Below are 16906 nucleotides of genomic sequence, written 5' to 3'. Positions count from 1 at the left end.
GGCCGTACGCCCCGACCGACACCGTGCGACACCGCGAGGAGACCCCGATGGCCGGCGAGCCGCAGTCCGACTGCCTGTTCTGCAAGATCGTGGCGGGCGAGATCCCGGCCACCGTGGTGCGCAAGACCGAGCGCGTCCTCGCCTTCCGGGACATCGCCCCGAAGGCTCCGACCCACGTCCTGGTCATCCCGCACGCCCACTACCCGAACGCCGCCGCGCTGGCCGCCGCCGAGCCGCGGATCGCCGGCGAGCTGCTCGCCGAGGCCGGCGAGGTCGCCCGGGACGAGGGCCTCGACGACTACCGGCTGATCTTCAACACCGGCGCGGGCGCGGGCCAGACCGTCTTCCACGCCCACGTCCACGTGCTCGGCGGCATGCCGATGAACGAGCGCATGGTCTGAACGACGTGTCACAGCGCGAACTCGTCGTCCTCGGCACGGCCAGCCAGGTCCCGACCCGGCACCGCAACCACAACGGCTACCTGCTGCGCTGGGACGGCGAGGGCCTGCTGTTCGACCCCGGCGAGGGCACCCAGCGCCAGATGCTGCACGCCGGGGTCTCCGCCACCCAGATCACCCGGATCGCGGTCACCCACTTCCACGGCGACCACAGCCTGGGCCTCGCCGGGGTGATCCAGCGGATCAACCTGGACCGCGTCCCGCACCCGGTGGACATCTACTTCCCGGCCTCCGGGGAGGTCTACTTCGAGCGGCTGCGGCACGCCACCGCGTTCCACGAGACCGCCGTGCTGCGCCCCCGCCCGATCGACGGGCCGGGGCCGCTGCCGGCGCCCGGCGCCCGCTTCGCGCTGGACGCCGTCCGGCTCTCGCACCCCGTCGAGTCCTTCGGCTACCGGCTCACCGAGCCGGACGGCCGCCGGCTGGTGCCCGAGCGGCTGGCCGCGCTCGGCATCGCCGGCCCGGACGTCGGCCGGCTCCAGCACCGGGGAGCGATCGAGTCGGGCGGCCGGCGGGTCACCCTCGACGAGGTCAGCGAGTTCCGCCGGGGCCAGCGGTTCGCCTTCGTGATGGACACCCGGCTCTGCGAGGGCGTCCACGAACTCGCCGAGGGCGCCGACCTGCTGGTCATCGAGTCCACCTTCACCGACGCCGACACCCGGCTCGCCGAGGAGCACGGCCACCTCACCGCCGGCCAGGCCGGCAAGGTCGCCGCCGAGGCCGGCGCGGGCACCCTGGTGCTGACCCACTTCTCGCAGCGCTACCCGGACCTCGGCCAGCACCTCGCCGACGCCCGCAAGCACTTCGACGGCACCGTCGTGCTCGCCGAGGACCTCGCCCGGGTGCCCGTGCCGCCCCGCCGGCGGCCGTGAGCGGCCGGGCGCGCGGAGCCGCGGGCCGGTGGCCGTGCGCCCGGGCGGGGCACCGGTCCCGGGCGGAAAACCGTTCGCGCCGCTCCGCGATCTGCCCCAGCATCGTCGGGAGCGGCCCCGCCGCCCGCCGCAGCGATCACGCTCGCGGCGTACCCTGGTGCCCCGGAAGGACCGCGCGGCACCACGAGACCACGGATTGGGATGAGGCAGGCCCCAGCGCCGACCTATGAGTGACACATCGCAGACCCGTACGAACGGACAGCCGCGCCCCGAACCGGCCGACGAGGGCCGTACCAGCGCCCGGATCGTCATCCCCGAGAAGCACCCGATGGTCACCCTGCTCGGCACCGCGGACTCGCTGCTGAGGGTGATCGAGCGAGGCTTCCCCGCCGCGGACATCCACGTCCGCGGCAACGAGGTGACCGCCACCGGAGAGCGCGCCGAGGTCGCCCTCGTCAAGCAGCTCTTCGACGAGATGATGCTGGTGCTGCGCACCGGCCAACCCCTCACGGAGGACGCCGTGGAGCGCTCCATCGCCATGCTCCGGAGCGCCGTCGACGACCCGGACAGCCCGGCGCCGTCGCAGGTGTTCACCGCGAACATCCTGTCCAACCGGGGCCGCACCATCCGCCCCAAGACGCTCAACCAGCAGCGCTACGTCGACGCGATCGACAAGCACACCATCGTCTTCGGGCTCGGCCCGGCCGGTACCGGCAAGACCTACCTCGCGATGGCCAAGGCCGTCCAGGCCCTCCAGGCCAAGGAGGTCAACCGGATCATCCTGACCCGTCCGGCGGTCGAGGCGGGGGAGCGGCTGGGCTTCCTGCCCGGCACCCTCTTCGACAAGATCGACCCGTACCTGCGCCCGCTCTACGACGCGCTGCACGACATGATGGACCCGGACTCCATCCCGCGCCTGATGGCGGCCGGCACCATCGAGGTCGCCCCGCTCGCCTACATGCGCGGCCGGACCCTCAACGACGCCTTCATCATCCTCGACGAGGCCCAGAACACCTCGCCCGAGCAGATGAAGATGTTCCTCACCCGCCTCGGGTTCAACTCCCGGGTGGTCGTCACCGGCGACACCAGCCAGATCGACCTCCCGGGCGGCACCCGCAGCGGCCTCAAGGTCGTCCAGGAGATCCTGGTCGACGTGCCCGACATCCACTTCTCCGTGCTCACCAGCACCGACGTGGTCCGCCACAAGCTGGTCGGCCGGATCGTGGACGCCTACGAGCGCTGGGACGCCCGGCAGGAGGCCGAGGAGAACGCTCCGTCGGCCCGCAAGCCCGGCCAGCGGCGCCCCGGCAAGACGACCGCACCGCGCGCACCCCGACAGTCCCATCGCACCGAAAGCTGAGTAACCAGCCCGTCATGTCGATCGACATCGCCAATGAGTCCGGTTGGGACGCCGACGAGGAGTCCATCCTCGACGTCGCCCGCTACGCGCTGGACAAGATGCGGATCCACCCGCAGTCAGAACTGTCCGTGATCCTGGTGGACGGTGCGGCGATGGAGGAGCTGCACATCCAGTGGATGGACCTCCCCGGCCCGACCGACGTGATGTCCTTCCCGATGGACGAGCTGCGTCCCGGCAAGGAGGGCGAGGAGCTGCCGCAGGGCCTGCTCGGCGACATCGTGCTCTGCCCCGAGGTGGCCGAGCAGCAGGGCAAGGCGGCTCCGTCCAAGCACTCGATGGACGAGGAGCTGCAGCTGCTCACCGTCCACGGGGTGCTCCACGTGCTCGGGTACGACCACGAGGAGCCGGACGAGGAGGAGGAGATGTTCGGCCTCCAGAAGGCCATCCTCGACGGCTGGCGGGCCGGCCGCGGCCTGGGCGGGATCTCCCCGGCCCCCACCACCCACTGAGCGCGGAGCCCGAACCCCTGTGAGTGGTGAGAGTACGAGTTTCATCCTCGGCGCCGTGCTGCTGGTCGTCCTCGGCTGGCTGGCGGCCTGCGCCGAGGCGGGTATCTCCCGGGTCTCCCGGTTCCGCGCGGAGGAGGCCGTCCGGGCCGGCCGGCGGGGCTCGGCCCGGCTGCTGGCGCTGGCCTCCGACCCGATCCGCTACCTCAACCTGGCCACCCTGATCCGGGTGGCCAGCGAGATGGCGGCGGCGGTCCTGGTCACCGTGGTCTGCGTGCGGAGCCTGGACTCCACCTGGCAGGCCGTGCTGCTGGCGTTCGGCGTGATGGTGCTGGTCTCCTTCGTGGCGGTCGGCGTCTCGCCCCGCACGATCGGGCGCCAGCACCCGCTGACCACCTCCACGGCGGCCTCCTTCGTGCTGCTGCCGCTGGCGGGCGTGCTCGGCCCGATCCCGCGGCTGCTGATCCTGCTCGGCAACGCGCTGACCCCGGGCAAGGGCTACCGCGAGGGGCCGTTCGCCTCCGAGGCGGAGCTGCGCGCCCTGGTGGACCTCGCCGAGAAGGACGACCTGATCGAGGACGAGGAGCGCCGGATGGTGCACTCGGTCTTCGAGCTGGGCGACACCATCGTCCGCGAGGTGATGGTGCCGCGCACCGACCTGGTGATGATCGAGCGTCACAAGACCGTCCGTCAGGCGCTGACCCTGGCGCTGCGTTCGGGCTTCTCGCGGATCCCGGTGGTCGGCGACAACGAGGACGACGTGGTCGGCATCGTCTACCTCAAGGACCTCGTGCGGCGCACCCACATCAACCGCGAGGCCGAGTCGGAGGAGGTCGGCGCGGTGATGCGGCCGGCCGTCTTCGTCCCGGACTCCAAGCCGGCCGGCGACCTGCTGCGCGAGATGCAGCAGCGCCGTTCGCACGTGGCGATCGTGATCGACGAGTACGGCGGCACGGCCGGACTGGTCACCATCGAGGACATCCTGGAGGAGATCGTCGGCGAGATCACCGACGAGTACGACCGGGAGATCGCGCCGGTCGAGGACCTCGGTGACGGCTCGTACCGGATCACCGCCCGGCTGCTGGTCGAGGACCTCGGCGAGCTCTTCGGGATCGAGCTGGAGGACGAGGACGTCGAGACCGTCGGCGGCCTGCTCGCCAAGCACCTCGGCCGGGTGCCGATCCCGGGCTCGTCCTGCGAGATCCCGCTGCCCGAGGACGCGGCCACCGACCTGACCGCCATCCGGCTGACCGCGGAGAGCTCGGCCGGCCGCCGCAACCGGATCGGTTCGATGGTCGCGATCCCGGTCCGGGTCTCGGCCGAGGCCCTCCAGGAGTCCGGCGAGTAGCGTTCGGGCGGCCGCGGGGCGACGATGGCGTCATGACTCATCTACTGCGTGCGGAGTACGGCCCGCAGGGTCGGTCGGCCGGGGCGAAGACCTGGCACGTCGTCCGGGCCGCCGAACCCGCGGCGGCCCTCTGCGGCCGCACGATGGACACCGACGCCGAGACCCGGCCGGACCAGGAGTGGGGCACCGGGCTGCGCTGCTGTCAGCAGTGCGGCTCGCTGTACATGCACGAGGTGCCGCACATGCAGGGGAGCCACCCCTACAGCTAGGCACATGCGGGGGTACCGCCCCCCGGAAGCCAGGCCGTGCGCCCGCTCCGCGGTCGGAGTAGCGTGAACGAAGGCCGTTTCGACGTCGCCATGGTGGAGGTCACCATGAAGCTGCAAGACGAACTGCCGGTCGACCACCGGCTGCTCCTGGTCTGGCGGACCGGGGCGGGACTCGGCGGGATCTTCCTGATCGTGTTCGGCATCCTCGGGCTGGCGGACCATCCCGGCTTCCTGTCCACCGAGGGCGACGACATCGCCGGGATGTCGACCAACGGAGCGCTGAGCATCCTCTCCATCGTGATGGGCGCGGTCCTGGTGGCCGGCGCGGTGATCGGCGGGAACTTCGCCGCCAACCTCAACATGGTGGTCGGCATCCTCTTCGTGCTCTCCGGTTTCTACGGGCTGACGGTGCTCGGCCGGCCGGACGCCAACATCCTCAACTTCCGGATGTCCAACGTGCTGTTCGCGTTCATCTTCGGACTGGTCGTGGTGACCTTCGGGATGTACGGCAGGGTCAGCAGCCATCTGCCGCACGACAACCCGTACTGGCGCAAGCGGTCCGCCGAGGAGGAGCCGCTGCCGAACGGTCCGAAGACCTTCGTCAAGGTCATGCGGCCCGGGCCGCCCAATCCGATCGGCCACTGAGGCCACTGAGGCCACTGAGGCCGGCGGGGCCGTCCGCGTCGCAGGGCGCGGACGGCCGGTCGGCGGGGCGTCCTATGCTCGGCGCCATGAGTGACATCGTCGAGCTGGATCCCGAAGACAAGAAGATCATCACCCTGGCCCGCTCCGCGCGCGCCCGCAACGGCGTCGCGGAGGGGGCCGCGGTGCGTGACGAGACCGGGCGCACCTACGTGGCGGGCACGGTCGCGCTGGAGTCGCTGCGGCTCAGCGCGCTGCAGACGGCGGTGGCGATGGCGGTGGCCAGCGGCGCCAGGTCGCTGGAGGCGGCCGCCGTGGTGAGCGAGGCCGGGGAGCCGGCCGAGGCCGATCTGGCCGCGGTGCGGGACCTCGGCGGGGCCGGGACGCCGGTGCTGCTCGCCGGACCGGACGGGGCGCTCAAGGTGGCGGCCGAGGCGCGCTGAGGCGCGTCGACGGCGTACCGGGCGCCGCCGGGGTCCGCCGGGGGACGGCTCGGGGCGCCCGGGGCAGCCCGGGGCAGCCCGGGCGCCCGGGCCTCCAGGATCCGCAGATAATCTCACCGGTACAGATGGTGAGCAGGTCGCGGTGAGGGGGCTGGGGGCATGGGACCGTTCGCGTTCTTCGCGGGCCTGCTGCTGGGCGTCATGGGGATGGGCAAGTGGCAGGAGACCGGGTCGCCGTTCTGGCTCTGGGGCTCCGTCGCCTTCCTCCTCATCGTCCTGATCAGCGGGATCTCCGCCGTTCTGGGCGGCAAAAAGGGCTGACGGGGGCGGGCTGTCCGCCGGGCGCCCGGTGATCAGGGAGAATGGAGCCCATGAGTGCCCCTTCCTCCTCGTACCGCTCCGGCTTCGCGTGCTTCGTCGGCCGGCCCAACGCGGGCAAGTCGACCCTGACCAACGCCCTGGTGGGGACGAAGGTCGCGATCACCTCCGACCGTCCGCAGACCACCCGGCACACCGTGCGCGGCATCGTGCACCGCCCGGACGCCCAGCTCGTGCTGGTCGACACCCCCGGTCTGCACAAGCCGCGCACCCTGCTCGGCGAGCGGCTGAACGACCTCGTCCGCTCCACCTGGGCCGAGGTCGACGTGATCGGCTTCTGCCTGCCCGCCGACCAGAAGCTCGGCCCCGGCGACAAGTTCATCGCCAAGGAACTCGCCGACATCAAGAAGACCCCCAAGGTGGCCATCGTCACCAAGACCGACCTGGTCGACTCCAAGCGGCTGGCCGAGCAGCTGATCGCCGTCCACCAGCTCGGTGCCGAGCTGGGCATCGAGTGGGCCGAGATCATCCCGGTCTCGGCGGTCGGCGACAAGCAGGTCGAGCTGGTCGCCGAGCTGATCACCAAGCTGCTCCCGGAGGGCATGCCGCTCTACCCGGACGGCGACCTCACCGACGAGCCGGAGGTGATCATGGTCGCCGAGCTGATCCGGGAGGCCGCCCTGGAGGGCGTCCGGGACGAGCTCCCGCACTCGCTGGCCGTGGTCGTCGAGGAGATGATCCCGCGCGAGGACCGCCCGGCGGACCGGCCGCTGCTGGACATCCACGCGAACGTCTACATCGAGCGGCAGAGCCAGAAGGCGATCGTGATCGGGGCCAAGGGCGCCCGGTTGAAGCACGTCGGCACCACCGCCCGCAAGCACATCGAGGCGCTGCTCGGCACGCCGGTCTACCTGGACCTGCACGTCAAGGTCGCCAAGGACTGGCAGCGCGACCCGAAGCAGCTGCGCAAGCTGGGCTTCTGACCCCGCCCGCACCGAGCAGGGCCCGTCCGGACGACCGCGTCCGGACGGGCCCTGCGGCGTCCCCCCTAGGCGCCCTCGCGCAGCACCAGCGAGACCAGCTCCCGTTGCGACTCGGTGAGCTTCGGGTCGGCGCAGTGCACCGTCCGGCCGTCGACGGTGATCTCGTAGTGGAAGCCGTCCGGCACCCCGTAGGAGGGCGCCCGCAGCCCGCCCGCGACGGCCTCGCGGGCGAGCGCGTGCACGTGCGGGGCGTCCGTCCGCGCGGTGGTGTCGAGCTCCGCGCGGCGGACGTTCCCCGCGAGGCCGCCGGTCCGGGTCACCTGGATACGCATGGTGTCCATGGTGCTACGCAGGGATGGCGTTTGCCGGGCTTTTCCAGGACCTTGACCTTATGCGCTCTTAAACCTTATGACCGCTCAAGTCGGGCTCGACCGCGGTCGGGCGGCTCAGGCCGTACTGACCCCGACCTTCGCCCAGGCCGCCGTCACGGTGTCGCCCACCGCGGGTTCGGGGTAGCGGGCCCGGGCGGCCGCCACGGTGGCCCGGGCGAAGGCCGCGAAGTCGGCGTCCCCGGGCAGCTGCCGGCCGGTCAGCGCGTCGTACCAGATCCGCCCGGCCCGCTCCCAGGCCGGCCCGCCGAGCGCGGTGGCCAGCAGGTAGAAGGCGTGGTTCGGGATGCCGGAGTTGATGTGCACGCCGCCGTTGTCCTGGGCGGTGCGGACGTAGTCGCGCAGATGGGCCGGCTGCGGGTCCTTGCCGAGCCGGGGGTCGTCGTACGCGGTCCCGGGCGCCTTCATCGAGCGCAGTGCCACCCCCTGCACGCCCGGGGCGAGCAGGCCGGCGCCGATCAGCCAGTCCGCTTCGCCGGCGTCCTGGCGCAGCGCGTACTGCTTCACGAGCGAGCCGAACACGTCGGAGACGGACTCGTTGAGCGCGCCGGGCTGGCCCCGGTACTCCAGTGCGGCGGTGAACTGGGTGACGCCGTGGGTGAGTTCGTGGCCGATCACGTCGACGCAGGCGGTGAAGTCGCCGAACACCTCGCCGTCGCCGTCGCCGAAGACCATCCGCCGGCCGTCCCAGAAGGCGTTGTCGTAGTCGCGGCCGTAGTGCACGGTGGCGTCCAGCCGCAGACCCTGGTCGTCGATCGAACGGCGGCCGAAGGCGTCGGCGAACAGGGCGAAGGTGTCGCCGAGGCCGTCGTAGGCGTGGTTGACGGACCGGTCGGGGACGGGCCCCTGGTCCTCCCGGCGGACGGTGCGGCCGGGCAGCCGTTCGCTGTGTCCGGCGTCGCAGATCACCCGCTCCAGGCGGGTGCCGCCGGGCTGCGGCGCAGTGGCGGTGAGGCGGGCCGTGCGGTGCGCGGCATCCAGGGCGAGGGAGCGGGCGGCGGGTTCGTGACCGGCCTCGGCGAGGCGGTCCAGGACGTACGGCGGAACGATCGCGCAGAGCGGCGGTTCGGCGGTCATGTGGCCAAGAGTGAGGCATTCGTGACCCCTTGTCACCGGCGTGGACGGAATCGGGCGCCGTCTCAAGGGGTGGAATGTCCGCCCGGCTCACTTCGGGGGCGCGTGCTCCTCGGTTACGCTGGACGACATCATGCGCAACGGGCTGCTTCTTCTTAGCTGCCGCGTCGAGGGCCTGTAGTCCACCAGGGCCGGCTCCCTCGCCGCGGGGACTGTGCTGTGCGCGTTGCAATACTGCGGCCCACCGAGGGGTCGTGCGCGGCAGCAGGCCGGCCGGTCGGGTGTCCATCTCACCCCGACAAGCCCCGCATCACAGGAAGCCGAGAGTCACCTCCATGACCGAGCAGAGCTCCGCCGCGTCCATCCCCGCCGGTCGCGCGTTCGTCGACCGTCCGACGCCGATCACCGCCGCGACCGTGCGCCAGCGGGGCGCCGGCATGCGCCACGGCCGCTACCTGCCGTTCGGCACGGTCGACCTGCCGGACCGCAGCTGGCCGTCGAAGGTCATCACCAAGGCGCCGCGCTGGCTCTCCACCGACCTGCGGGACGGCAACCAGGCGCTGATCGACCCGATGTCCCCGGCCCGCAAGCGCAAGATGTTCGACCTGCTGGTCGGCATGGGCTACAAGGAGATCGAGGTCGGCTTCCCCTCCTCCGGCGCCACCGACCACGCCTTCGTACGGTCGCTGATCGAGGAGGGGGCGATCCCGGAGGACGTCACCATCTCGGTGCTGACCCAGGCCCGCGAGGAGCTGATCGAGAAGACCGTCGAGTCGCTGGTCGGCGCGCCGCGGGCGACCGTGCACCTGTACAACGCGACCGCGCCGCTGTTCCGCCGGGTGGTGTTCCGCAACGACCGGGCGGCCACCAAGGCGATCGCCACCGACGGCACCCGGCTGGTGATGGAGTACGCCGAGAAGCTGCTGGGCGACGACACCGTCTTCGGCTACCAGTACTCGCCGGAGATCTTCGTCGACACCGAGCTGGACTTCGCCCTGGAGGTCTGCGAGGCGGTGATGGACGTCTGGCAGCCGGGCGAGGGCCGCGAGATCATCCTGAACCTGCCGGCCACCATCGAGCGGGCCACCCCGAACGTCCAGGCCGACCAGTTCGAGTGGATGTCGCGCAACCTGTCCCGCCGCGAGCACGTCTGCCTGTCGGTGCACCCGCACAACGACCGCGGCACCGCCGTCGCCTCCGCCGAGCTGGCCTACATGGCCGGCGCCGACCGCATCGAGGGCTGCCTGTTCGGCCAGGGCGAGCGGACCGGCAACGTCGACCTGGTGACCCTGGGCATGAACCTGTTCTCGCAGGGCATCGACCCGCAGATCGACTTCTCCGACATCGACGAGGTGCGCCGCACCGCCGAGTACTGCAACCAGATGGAGGTGCACCCGCGCCACCCGTACGCCGGCGACCTGGTGTACACCTCCTTCTCCGGCTCGCACCAGGACGCGATCAAGAAGGGCTTCGACGCCCTGGAGGCCGACGCGAAGGCGGCCGGCGTGCCGGTGGGCGAGCACACCTGGGGTGTGCCGTACCTGCCGATCGACCCGAAGGACGTCGGCCGCACCTACGAGGCGGTCATCCGGGTCAACAGCCAGTCCGGCAAGGGCGGCGTCGCCTACGTCCTGAAGAACGACCACAAGCTGGACCTGCCGCGCCGGATGCAGATCGAGTTCTCCCGGATCATCCAGGCCAAGACCGACGCCGAGGGCGGCGAGGTCACCCCGGCGGCGATCTGGGCGGTCTTCCAGGACGAGTACCTGCCGACCACCGACAACCCGTGGGGCCGGATCTCGCTGAGCGGCTCGCGCAGCCTGACCACCGAGGACGGCAGGGACGCGCTGACCGCCCAGGCCGTGGTCGAGGGCGCGCCGGTCACCCTGGCCGGTACCGGCAACGGCCCGGTCTCCGCCTTCGCCGACGCGCTGGGCCGGATCGGGGTGGACGTCCGGGTGCTGGACTACGCGGAGCACGCGCTGAGCGAGGGCGGCGACGCCCAGGCCGCCGCGTACGTCGAGTGCGCCGTCGACGGCAAGGTGCTGTGGGGCGTGGGCATCGACGGCAACACGGTGCTGGCCTCGCTGAAGGCGATGATCAGCGCCGTCAACCGGGCGCAGCGCGGGTAGTTCGTACGAGTGGTAGTGGCGGGCCGTCCTCCGGGGCGGCCCGCCGTCGTCGTGGGCGGTCCCGGGTGGGCGGCTGTGGCCTGCGCCACATTTTTTCGGCCCGGAAGCCGTTCGAGGTACTGACACGTGCCGGTAACCATGGCAACATCGACCCACCGGAAATCCGGGTCGGTGGGACGGCCTCGGGGTCCGGTCGCGTGACCTGCCCATTGTTGTGCAGGCCGCCTGCCATGTCTGGGGAGTGGCGCCGTGACAGGGTTGTGGGGTGTTCGCCCGCGGTGGCGGACTGACGTTCTCGGTGACTTCTTCTGTCCAGGCTGCGGCGGGGACCGCAACTACCGCCGGCAGCACGGCCGGCGGTGGCTGCGGTTGCTGGGCGCGGCGGTGCTGCCGCTCGGCCCGGTCGTCCGCAGCGTGCAGTGCACCACCTGCCACGGCCGCTACGGCGTGGAGAGCCTGGACCAGCCCACCTGCGTGCGCCTCGGCGGGATGCTGCGCGACGCGCAGTACACCGTGGCCCTCGCGCTGCTGGCGGCCGGTGGGACGGCGCACCGGGCGGCCCGCGAGGCGGCCTGCGCGGCCGTCCGGGAGGCCGGTTTCGACGACTGCGGCGAGGCCCAGGTGCTCGCCGCGCTGGCCGCGCTCTCCGGGCTCGGCGGCGAACTCCGGGACGCCCACGACCTGGAGGCGTCCTCCGGGCTCGGGGACGCCGGCGCGCTGGCGGTGGAACTGCACGCGGTGCTCGAACCGCTCGCCCCGCACCTGGCCCACCACGGCCGGGAGCGGCTGCTGCTGCAGGGGGCCGCGATCGCGCTGGCCGACGGGCGCTACCTGCCCCAGGAGCGGGAGGCGCTGGCCGCTGTGGGGCGCTGCCTGGACCTGCCGCAGGCAAGGGTCGGGGTGCTGCTGGAGGCGGCCACCCGCGCTTCGTACTAGGCCGCGCGGGCCACGTCCCGGCCGCGCGGGAAGGGCCTCGGCCGTCGCACCACGCGGCCCTCGTACGGCCGCCCCCCCGGGACCCCCACGAACCGGGCCCGAACCGCCCCCCGGCCCCCCGGCCGGGCGGCGCCCCACCCCGGGCCCGCCGTGCCCCGCACCGATCGGGTCTCCCCCACGGCCCCGGTGCGGGCCACACGGCTGCCGCCCGGAGGTCGGCCGGTGGGGGACAATGGTGGGATGTCCACACTGTTCGACGCCGGCCGCGAGGCCGCCGCATGAGCCTGTTCCGGGACGACGGCGTGGTGCTCCGGGCGCAGAAGCTCGGCGAGGCCGACCGGATCATCACCATGCTCACCCGCCAGCACGGCAAGGTGCGTGCGGTGGCCCGCGGGGTGCGCAAGACCAAGTCCAAGTTCGGCGCCCGGCTGGAGCCGTTCTCGCACGTGGACGTGCAGTTCTTCAGCCGGGGGAGCGAGCTGGTGGGGCGCGGGCTGCCGCTCTGCACCCAGGTGGAGACGATCGCCCCGTACGGCGGCTCGATCGTCACCGACTACGGCCGCTACACCGCGGGGACGGCGATGCTGGAGACGGCGGAGCGGTTCGCCGAGAACGAGGGCGAGCCGGCCGTCCAGCAGTACCTGCTGCTGGTCGGCGGCCTGCGGACGCTGGCGGCCGGGGTGCACGAGTCGCACCTGGTGATGGACGCCTTCCTGCTCCGCTCGCTGGCCGTCAACGGGTACGGCGCGAGCTTCACCGACTGCGCCAAGTGCGGCCTGGAGGGCCCGAACCGGTTCTTCTCGCTCCAGGCGGGCGGCGTGCTGTGCGGAGACTGCCGAGTCCCCGGTTGTGCCGTACCCTCCCCTGAGACACTGGTACTGCTCGGGGCGCTGCTGTCAGGGGACTGGCGGACGGCCGACACCTGCGAGCCGAGGTACTGGCGGGAGGGCAGCGGCCTGGTCGCGGCCTATCTGCAGTGGCACCTGGAGCGGGGCATCCGCTCGATGAGATACGTGGAGAAGTGAGCACATGGCAGCGCGACGGCTCTTCGGCGGTGGCAAGCAAAGGGAGTACCTCCCCCCGACCCCGCACCCCAGCGGCGCACAGCCCCCGAAGATCCCCGGCGAGCTGGTCCCCAACCACGTCGCGATCGTGATGGACGGGAACGGGCGCTGGGCCAAGGAGCGCGGGCTGCCGCGCACGGAGGGCCACAAGGTCGGCGAGTCCGTGGTGCTGGACGTGCTCAAGGGCGCGATCGAGCTCGGTGTGAAGAACATCTCGCTGTACGCGTTCTCCACCGAGAACTGGAAGCGCTCGCCCGACGAGGTGAAGTTCCTGATGAACTTCAACCGGGACGTCATCCACCGCCGCCGTGACGAGATGGACGCGATGGGCGTGCGGGTCCGCTGGGCCGGCCGGATGCCCAAGCTGTGGAAGAGCGTCGTCCAGGAGCTCAAGGTCGCCGAGGAGCAGACCAGGGAGAACGACGCCGTCACGCTCTACATGTGCGTCAACTACGGCGGCCGGGCGGAGATCGCGGACGCCATGGCGGCCATCGCGGCCGATGTCGCGGCGGGCCGGCTGGACCCGAAGAAGGTCAACGAGAAGACCATCGCCAAGTACCTGTACCACCCGGACATGCCGGACGTGGACCTCTTCCTGCGCCCGAGCGGCGAGCAGCGGACGTCCAACTTCCTGCTCTGGCAGTCGGCGTACGCGGAGTTCGTGTTCCAGGACGTGCTCTGGCCGGACTTCGACCGCCGGGACCTCTGGCGGGCCTGCGAGCAGTACGCGCGGCGCGACCGCCGCTTCGGCGGGGCGATCCCCAACGAGGTCGCCCCCGGCGAGGCCGCAGAGGTCCCCGCGCAGCGCTGAGCCGCCGTCGGGCGCGCTCCGCGTCCCGGCGCCGGGACGCGGACCGTGCCCGACGGGGTACGCCGAAGGGCCCGTGGGAGACAGCTCCCACGGGCCCTTCGGCGCGGCCGGATCAGGCCTTCTTGGCGCACTCCGCACAGGTCCCGAAGATCTCCAGGGTGTGGGCGATGTCGCTGAACCCGTGCTCGGCGGCTACCGAGTTGGCCCAGCGTTCGACGGCCGGCCCCTCCACCTCGACGGTCGCGCCGCAGTGCCGGCAGACCAGGTGGTGGTGGTGCCCGCTGCTGCAGCGGCGGTAGACGGCCTCGCCGTCGGCGGTGCGCAGCACGTCGACCTCGCCGGCGTCGGCGAGCGACTGCAGGGTGCGGTAGACCGTGGTCAGACCCACCGAGTCGCCTCGGTGCTTGAGCATGTCGTGGAGCTCCTGCGCGCTGCGGAAGTCCTCGATCTCGTCCAGGGCCGCCGAGACGGCGGCTCGCTGCCGGGTCGAGCGGGCGCGCGGCGACGGGCCTGCGGTGGTCACCGTGGGTCCTCCTGGGGGTGTGGGCATCTCGCACCTCATTGTGCCAGCCCCGCCCTCCGGTCCGGAGTGGTCGCGTCGGACGCGCTCTGCCCGGGCAGTTGGACGTCGCAGACCGCGGGGCCGGGGTCGGCCTTCGCCGTCCGGTGCCGGTGGCGGGCCAGCGGTGCGGCGATCGCGCTGAACACCGCGAACACCGCGATGGCGAGCAGCACGATGGCCGGTCCGGAGGGGACGTCGAGCTGGTAGGAGCCGGTGACGCCGGCCAGCGAGACCAGGACGCCGAGGCCGATCGAGGCGGCCTGGGTGGCGGCGAAGGAGCGGGTGAGCTGCTGGGCGGCCACCACCGGGACCACCATCAGCGCGCTGACCAGCAGCAGCCCGACCACCCGCATGGCGACCGTGACGGTGATCGCGGCCATCACCGCGAGCAGCAGGTTGAGCAGGCGCACCGGCAGGCCGGTGACCCGGGCGAAGTCCTCGTCCTGGCAGATCGCGAAGAGCTGGCGGCGCAGGCCCACGGTGACGCCGATGACCACGGCGCCGAGGACGCCGATGGTGACGAGGTCGGCGGGGGCGACGGTCAGGATGGAGCCCCAGAGGTAGCTCTCCAGGCTGCCGGCGCCGGCCTGGGCGGACTTCGAGACCAGCAGCTTGCCGCAGGCCATGCCGCCGTAGAACAGCATGGCGAGGGCGATGTCGCCGCGCTGGTTGCCGCGCGAGCGGACCAGCTCCATGGTGACGGCGCCGAGGACGCAGACCAGGACGGCCATCCAGACCGGGCTGGTGTCGAAGATGAAGCCGAGGCCGACCCCGGTCATCGCGACGTGGCCCATGCCGTCGCCCAGCAGTGCCTGGCGCCGCTGCACCAGGTAGATGCCGACGGCCGGCGCGGTGATGCCGACCAGGACGGCGGCGAGCAGGGCGCGCTGCATGAAGTCGTAGGAGAGCATCTCGGTCATGCGAGCAGCCTCGGCGGGGTGTGGTCGGAGTGCGGATGGACGTGGTCGTGGCCGGGCAGGGCGTGCAGGCCGGTGTTGGGGACGGGCGGGCCGTCGTGCGCCACGCAGCCGTCGCGCAGCACCACGGCGCGGTCGATCAGCGGCTCCAGCGGCCCGAGTTCGTGCAGCACCAGCAGCACGGCCGCGCCGCGTCCGACCTCGGCGCGCAGGGTGTCGGCGAGCACCTGCTGGCTGGTGGCGTCCACTCCGGCCATCGGCTCGTCCATGATCAGCAGGTCGGGGGTGCCGACCAGGGCGCGGGCGATCAGCACCCGCTGCTGCTGGCCGCCGGAGAGGTCGGCGACGCCGTCCCCGGCCCGGTCCAGCATGCCGACGGCGGTCAGCGCGCGGTCCACCGCGTCCCGGTCCCGGCGGCGGAAGGGCAGCAGCCGGTGCTGCGGGAGCCGCCCGGTGGAGACCACCTCGCGCACGGTGGCCGGGACGCCGGAGGCGGCGGTGGTGCGCTGCGGCACGTAGCCGACCCGGTGCCAGGCACGGAACTTGGCGAACGGGATGCCGAACAGGTCCAGGCTGCCGTGCTCCAGCGGGACGGCGCCGGTGACGGCCTTGACGGTGGTGGACTTGCCGGAGCCGTTGGCGCCGAGCAGGGCGACCACCTCGCCGGGTTGCACCGTGAGGTCGACGCCGCGCAGCACCGGCCGGCCGCCGCGCGAGGCGACGGCGTCGTGCAGGCGGACGGCCGGGGGTATCGGGTGGGTCATGGCGTGTTGTCGTCCCCTCAGCTGGTGGTGGCGCCGGCCGTGCCGAGCGCGGCCCGCAGGTTGGCGAGGTTCCGCTCCATCACCGTCAGGTAGGTGTCCTTGGCCGGGTCCTTGACGCCCTCCAGCGGGTCCAGCACCGCGGTCCGGAGGCCGAGGTCCTTGGCGACGGTCTCCGCGAGCTTGGGGCTGACCAGGGTCTCGAAGAAGATCGTGGTGACGCCGTTGTCCTTGGCGGCCTTCTGGACGTCGGCCAGCCGGGCCGGGGTGGGCTCGGACTCCGGGTCGACGCCGTTGATGGCGACCTGGGTGAGGCCGTAGTGCTCGGCGAGGTAGCCGAAGGCGGCGTGGCTGGTGACGAAGGTCCTGGTGTTCGTGTCCTTGAGGCCGTCCCGGAACCGCTGGTCCAGGGTGGTGAGCTTGCCGACCAGTTCGTCGGTGTTCTTCCGGTAGTCGGCCGCGTGCGCCGGGTCGGCCTTGGCGAACTCGGCGCCGACGCTCTGGGCGACCGCCGCGTAGCGGGTCGGGTCGAGCCAGATGTGCGGGTCGCCGGGGGCGCCGTCGTGCTGGTGGCCGTCGCCCTCGGCGTGGCCCTCCTCGCCCTCGCCGAGGTGGTGGTCGACCAGCGGGCTGGCGGCGGTGGCGTCGACGACGTGCTTGGCGCCGGAGTCGGCGACCGCCTTGTCCACGGTCGGCTGGAGGCCCTTGAGGTAGAGCAGGGCGTCGGCCTTCTTGACGCTCGCGACCTGCTTGGCGGTGAGGTCGAGGTCGTGCGGCTCGGTGCCGGCCGGGGTCAGGGTGGTGACCTTGACGTGCTCGCCGCCGATCTGCGAGGCGAGGAACTCCATCGGATAGAACGAGGCGACGACGCCCAGCTTGCCGTCCGTGCCCTTGGCGCCGCCGTCCCCGCCGCAGGCGGTGAGCAGGAGGGCGCCGGCGAGGGTGGTCGCGGTCAGGGCGAGGACGGTGCGGGTAGGTCGTCGGATCATCATGACAACCATTCTCAGGTTAGATGGAAATGATTGTCAAATCACTCGGACGGGTGAACGGTGGATGGTGAT

At 72.1% G+C, this 16906-nt stretch carries 20 protein-coding genes; 14 read left to right on the top strand and 6 right to left on the bottom strand.

Annotated elements, in window-relative coordinates; translation table 11 throughout:
- The first annotated feature begins 47 nt into the window (after window positions 1–47).
- The 10 genes from ACZ4UX_RS09805 (at window position 48) to era (ending at window position 7199) form a co-directional block, all read left to right on the top strand.
- The gene (locus ACZ4UX_RS09805) at window positions 48–401 is read left to right on the top strand and encodes a histidine triad nucleotide-binding protein (RefSeq protein WP_329487584.1); all 354 of its coding nucleotides are present in this window, start codon (window positions 48–50) and stop codon (window positions 399–401) included.
- A gap of 5 nt (window positions 402–406) precedes the next feature.
- Window positions 407–1330, top strand: coding sequence for a ribonuclease Z (locus tag ACZ4UX_RS09800; protein WP_329487583.1), 924 nt, complete (start codon window positions 407–409; stop codon window positions 1328–1330).
- A 226-nt stretch (window positions 1331–1556) separates the two neighbouring features.
- The gene (locus ACZ4UX_RS09795; protein ID WP_396487028.1) at window positions 1557–2690 is read left to right on the top strand and encodes a PhoH family protein; all 1134 of its coding nucleotides are present in this window, start codon (window positions 1557–1559) and stop codon (window positions 2688–2690) included.
- 14 nt (window positions 2691–2704) lie between these two features.
- Window positions 2705–3199, top strand: a complete 495-nt coding sequence (gene ybeY / locus ACZ4UX_RS09790) for an rRNA maturation RNase YbeY (protein WP_329487582.1) — start codon at window positions 2705–2707, stop codon at window positions 3197–3199.
- A gap of 19 nt (window positions 3200–3218) precedes the next feature.
- Window positions 3219–4544 (top strand): hemolysin family protein, encoded by a 1326-nt coding sequence (locus ACZ4UX_RS09785; RefSeq protein ID WP_329487581.1) that lies wholly within the window; start codon window positions 3219–3221, stop codon window positions 4542–4544.
- Between the two features lie 32 nt (window positions 4545–4576).
- Complete coding sequence (locus tag ACZ4UX_RS09780) at window positions 4577–4813, top strand: hypothetical protein (RefSeq protein WP_329487580.1); 237 nt, start codon at window positions 4577–4579, stop codon at window positions 4811–4813.
- Window positions 4814–4876: 63 nt separating this feature from the next.
- Window positions 4877–5458 carry a DUF4383 domain-containing protein gene (locus ACZ4UX_RS09775; RefSeq protein WP_329487579.1) on the top strand — a complete coding sequence of 194 codons (582 nt, stop codon included), beginning with the start codon at window positions 4877–4879 and terminating at the stop codon, window positions 5456–5458.
- A gap of 86 nt (window positions 5459–5544) precedes the next feature.
- Window positions 5545–5898 (top strand): cytidine deaminase, encoded by a 354-nt coding sequence (locus ACZ4UX_RS09770; protein ID WP_329487578.1) that lies wholly within the window; start codon window positions 5545–5547, stop codon window positions 5896–5898.
- A 159-nt stretch (window positions 5899–6057) separates the two neighbouring features.
- On the top strand, window positions 6058–6219 hold the full coding sequence (locus ACZ4UX_RS09765) for a hypothetical protein (RefSeq protein WP_329487576.1): 162 nt from the start codon (window positions 6058–6060) through the stop codon (window positions 6217–6219).
- Between the two features lie 50 nt (window positions 6220–6269).
- A complete protein-coding gene (gene era, locus ACZ4UX_RS09760) occupies window positions 6270–7199 on the top strand; it encodes a GTPase Era (protein WP_329487573.1) in 930 nt (309 codons plus the stop codon).
- A 65-nt stretch (window positions 7200–7264) separates the two neighbouring features.
- On the opposite strand, the gene ACZ4UX_RS09755 is transcribed toward era, so the two are convergent.
- Window positions 7265–7531 (bottom strand): protealysin inhibitor emfourin, encoded by a 267-nt coding sequence (locus ACZ4UX_RS09755; protein ID WP_329487572.1) that lies wholly within the window; start codon window positions 7529–7531, stop codon window positions 7265–7267.
- A 114-nt stretch (window positions 7532–7645) separates the two neighbouring features.
- The gene (locus ACZ4UX_RS09750; RefSeq protein WP_465706234.1) at window positions 7646–8665 is read right to left on the bottom strand and encodes a M4 family metallopeptidase; all 1020 of its coding nucleotides are present in this window, start codon (window positions 8663–8665) and stop codon (window positions 7646–7648) included.
- 332 nt (window positions 8666–8997) lie between these two features.
- Here ACZ4UX_RS09750 and leuA point away from each other — a divergent pair, with 332 nt between their 5' ends.
- From leuA to ACZ4UX_RS09730, 4 genes are all read left to right on the top strand, one after another.
- Window positions 8998–10794 (top strand): 2-isopropylmalate synthase, encoded by a 1797-nt coding sequence (gene leuA / locus ACZ4UX_RS09745; RefSeq protein ID WP_329487570.1) that lies wholly within the window; start codon window positions 8998–9000, stop codon window positions 10792–10794.
- 249 nt (window positions 10795–11043) lie between these two features.
- Window positions 11044–11730 carry a TerB family tellurite resistance protein gene (locus ACZ4UX_RS09740; protein WP_465706233.1) on the top strand — a complete coding sequence of 229 codons (687 nt, stop codon included), beginning with the start codon at window positions 11044–11046 and terminating at the stop codon, window positions 11728–11730.
- Between the two features lie 278 nt (window positions 11731–12008).
- Window positions 12009–12755, top strand: a complete 747-nt coding sequence (gene recO, locus ACZ4UX_RS09735) for a DNA repair protein RecO (RefSeq protein ID WP_329487568.1) — start codon at window positions 12009–12011, stop codon at window positions 12753–12755.
- 4 nt (window positions 12756–12759) lie between these two features.
- On the top strand, window positions 12760–13605 hold the full coding sequence (locus ACZ4UX_RS09730; protein WP_329487567.1) for an isoprenyl transferase: 846 nt from the start codon (window positions 12760–12762) through the stop codon (window positions 13603–13605).
- 112 nt (window positions 13606–13717) lie between these two features.
- On the opposite strand, the gene ACZ4UX_RS09725 is transcribed toward ACZ4UX_RS09730, so the two are convergent.
- Genes ACZ4UX_RS09725 through ACZ4UX_RS09710 form a run of 4 tightly spaced genes read right to left on the bottom strand, consistent with a single transcriptional unit; the run spans window position 13718 to window position 16837 of the window.
- The gene (locus ACZ4UX_RS09725) at window positions 13718–14128 is read right to left on the bottom strand and encodes a Fur family transcriptional regulator (protein ID WP_329487566.1); all 411 of its coding nucleotides are present in this window, start codon (window positions 14126–14128) and stop codon (window positions 13718–13720) included.
- A gap of 35 nt (window positions 14129–14163) precedes the next feature.
- Window positions 14164–15087 carry a metal ABC transporter permease gene (locus tag ACZ4UX_RS09720; RefSeq protein ID WP_329487564.1) on the bottom strand — a complete coding sequence of 308 codons (924 nt, stop codon included), beginning with the start codon at window positions 15085–15087 and terminating at the stop codon, window positions 14164–14166.
- On the bottom strand, window positions 15084–15848 hold the full coding sequence (locus ACZ4UX_RS09715; protein ID WP_465706232.1) for a metal ABC transporter ATP-binding protein: 765 nt from the start codon (window positions 15846–15848) through the stop codon (window positions 15084–15086). The genes ACZ4UX_RS09720 and ACZ4UX_RS09715 overlap by 4 nt, the downstream gene beginning before the upstream one ends.
- Before the next feature lie 17 nt (window positions 15849–15865).
- Window positions 15866–16837, bottom strand: a complete 972-nt coding sequence (locus ACZ4UX_RS09710) for a metal ABC transporter substrate-binding protein (protein WP_465706231.1) — start codon at window positions 16835–16837, stop codon at window positions 15866–15868.
- Window positions 16838–16906 lie beyond the last annotated feature (69 nt).

The organism is Kitasatospora sp. NPDC028961 (assembly GCF_055564815.1).
The sequence above is the reverse complement of the archived record's forward strand: the minus strand, read 5'-3'. Positions and strand labels throughout refer to the sequence as shown.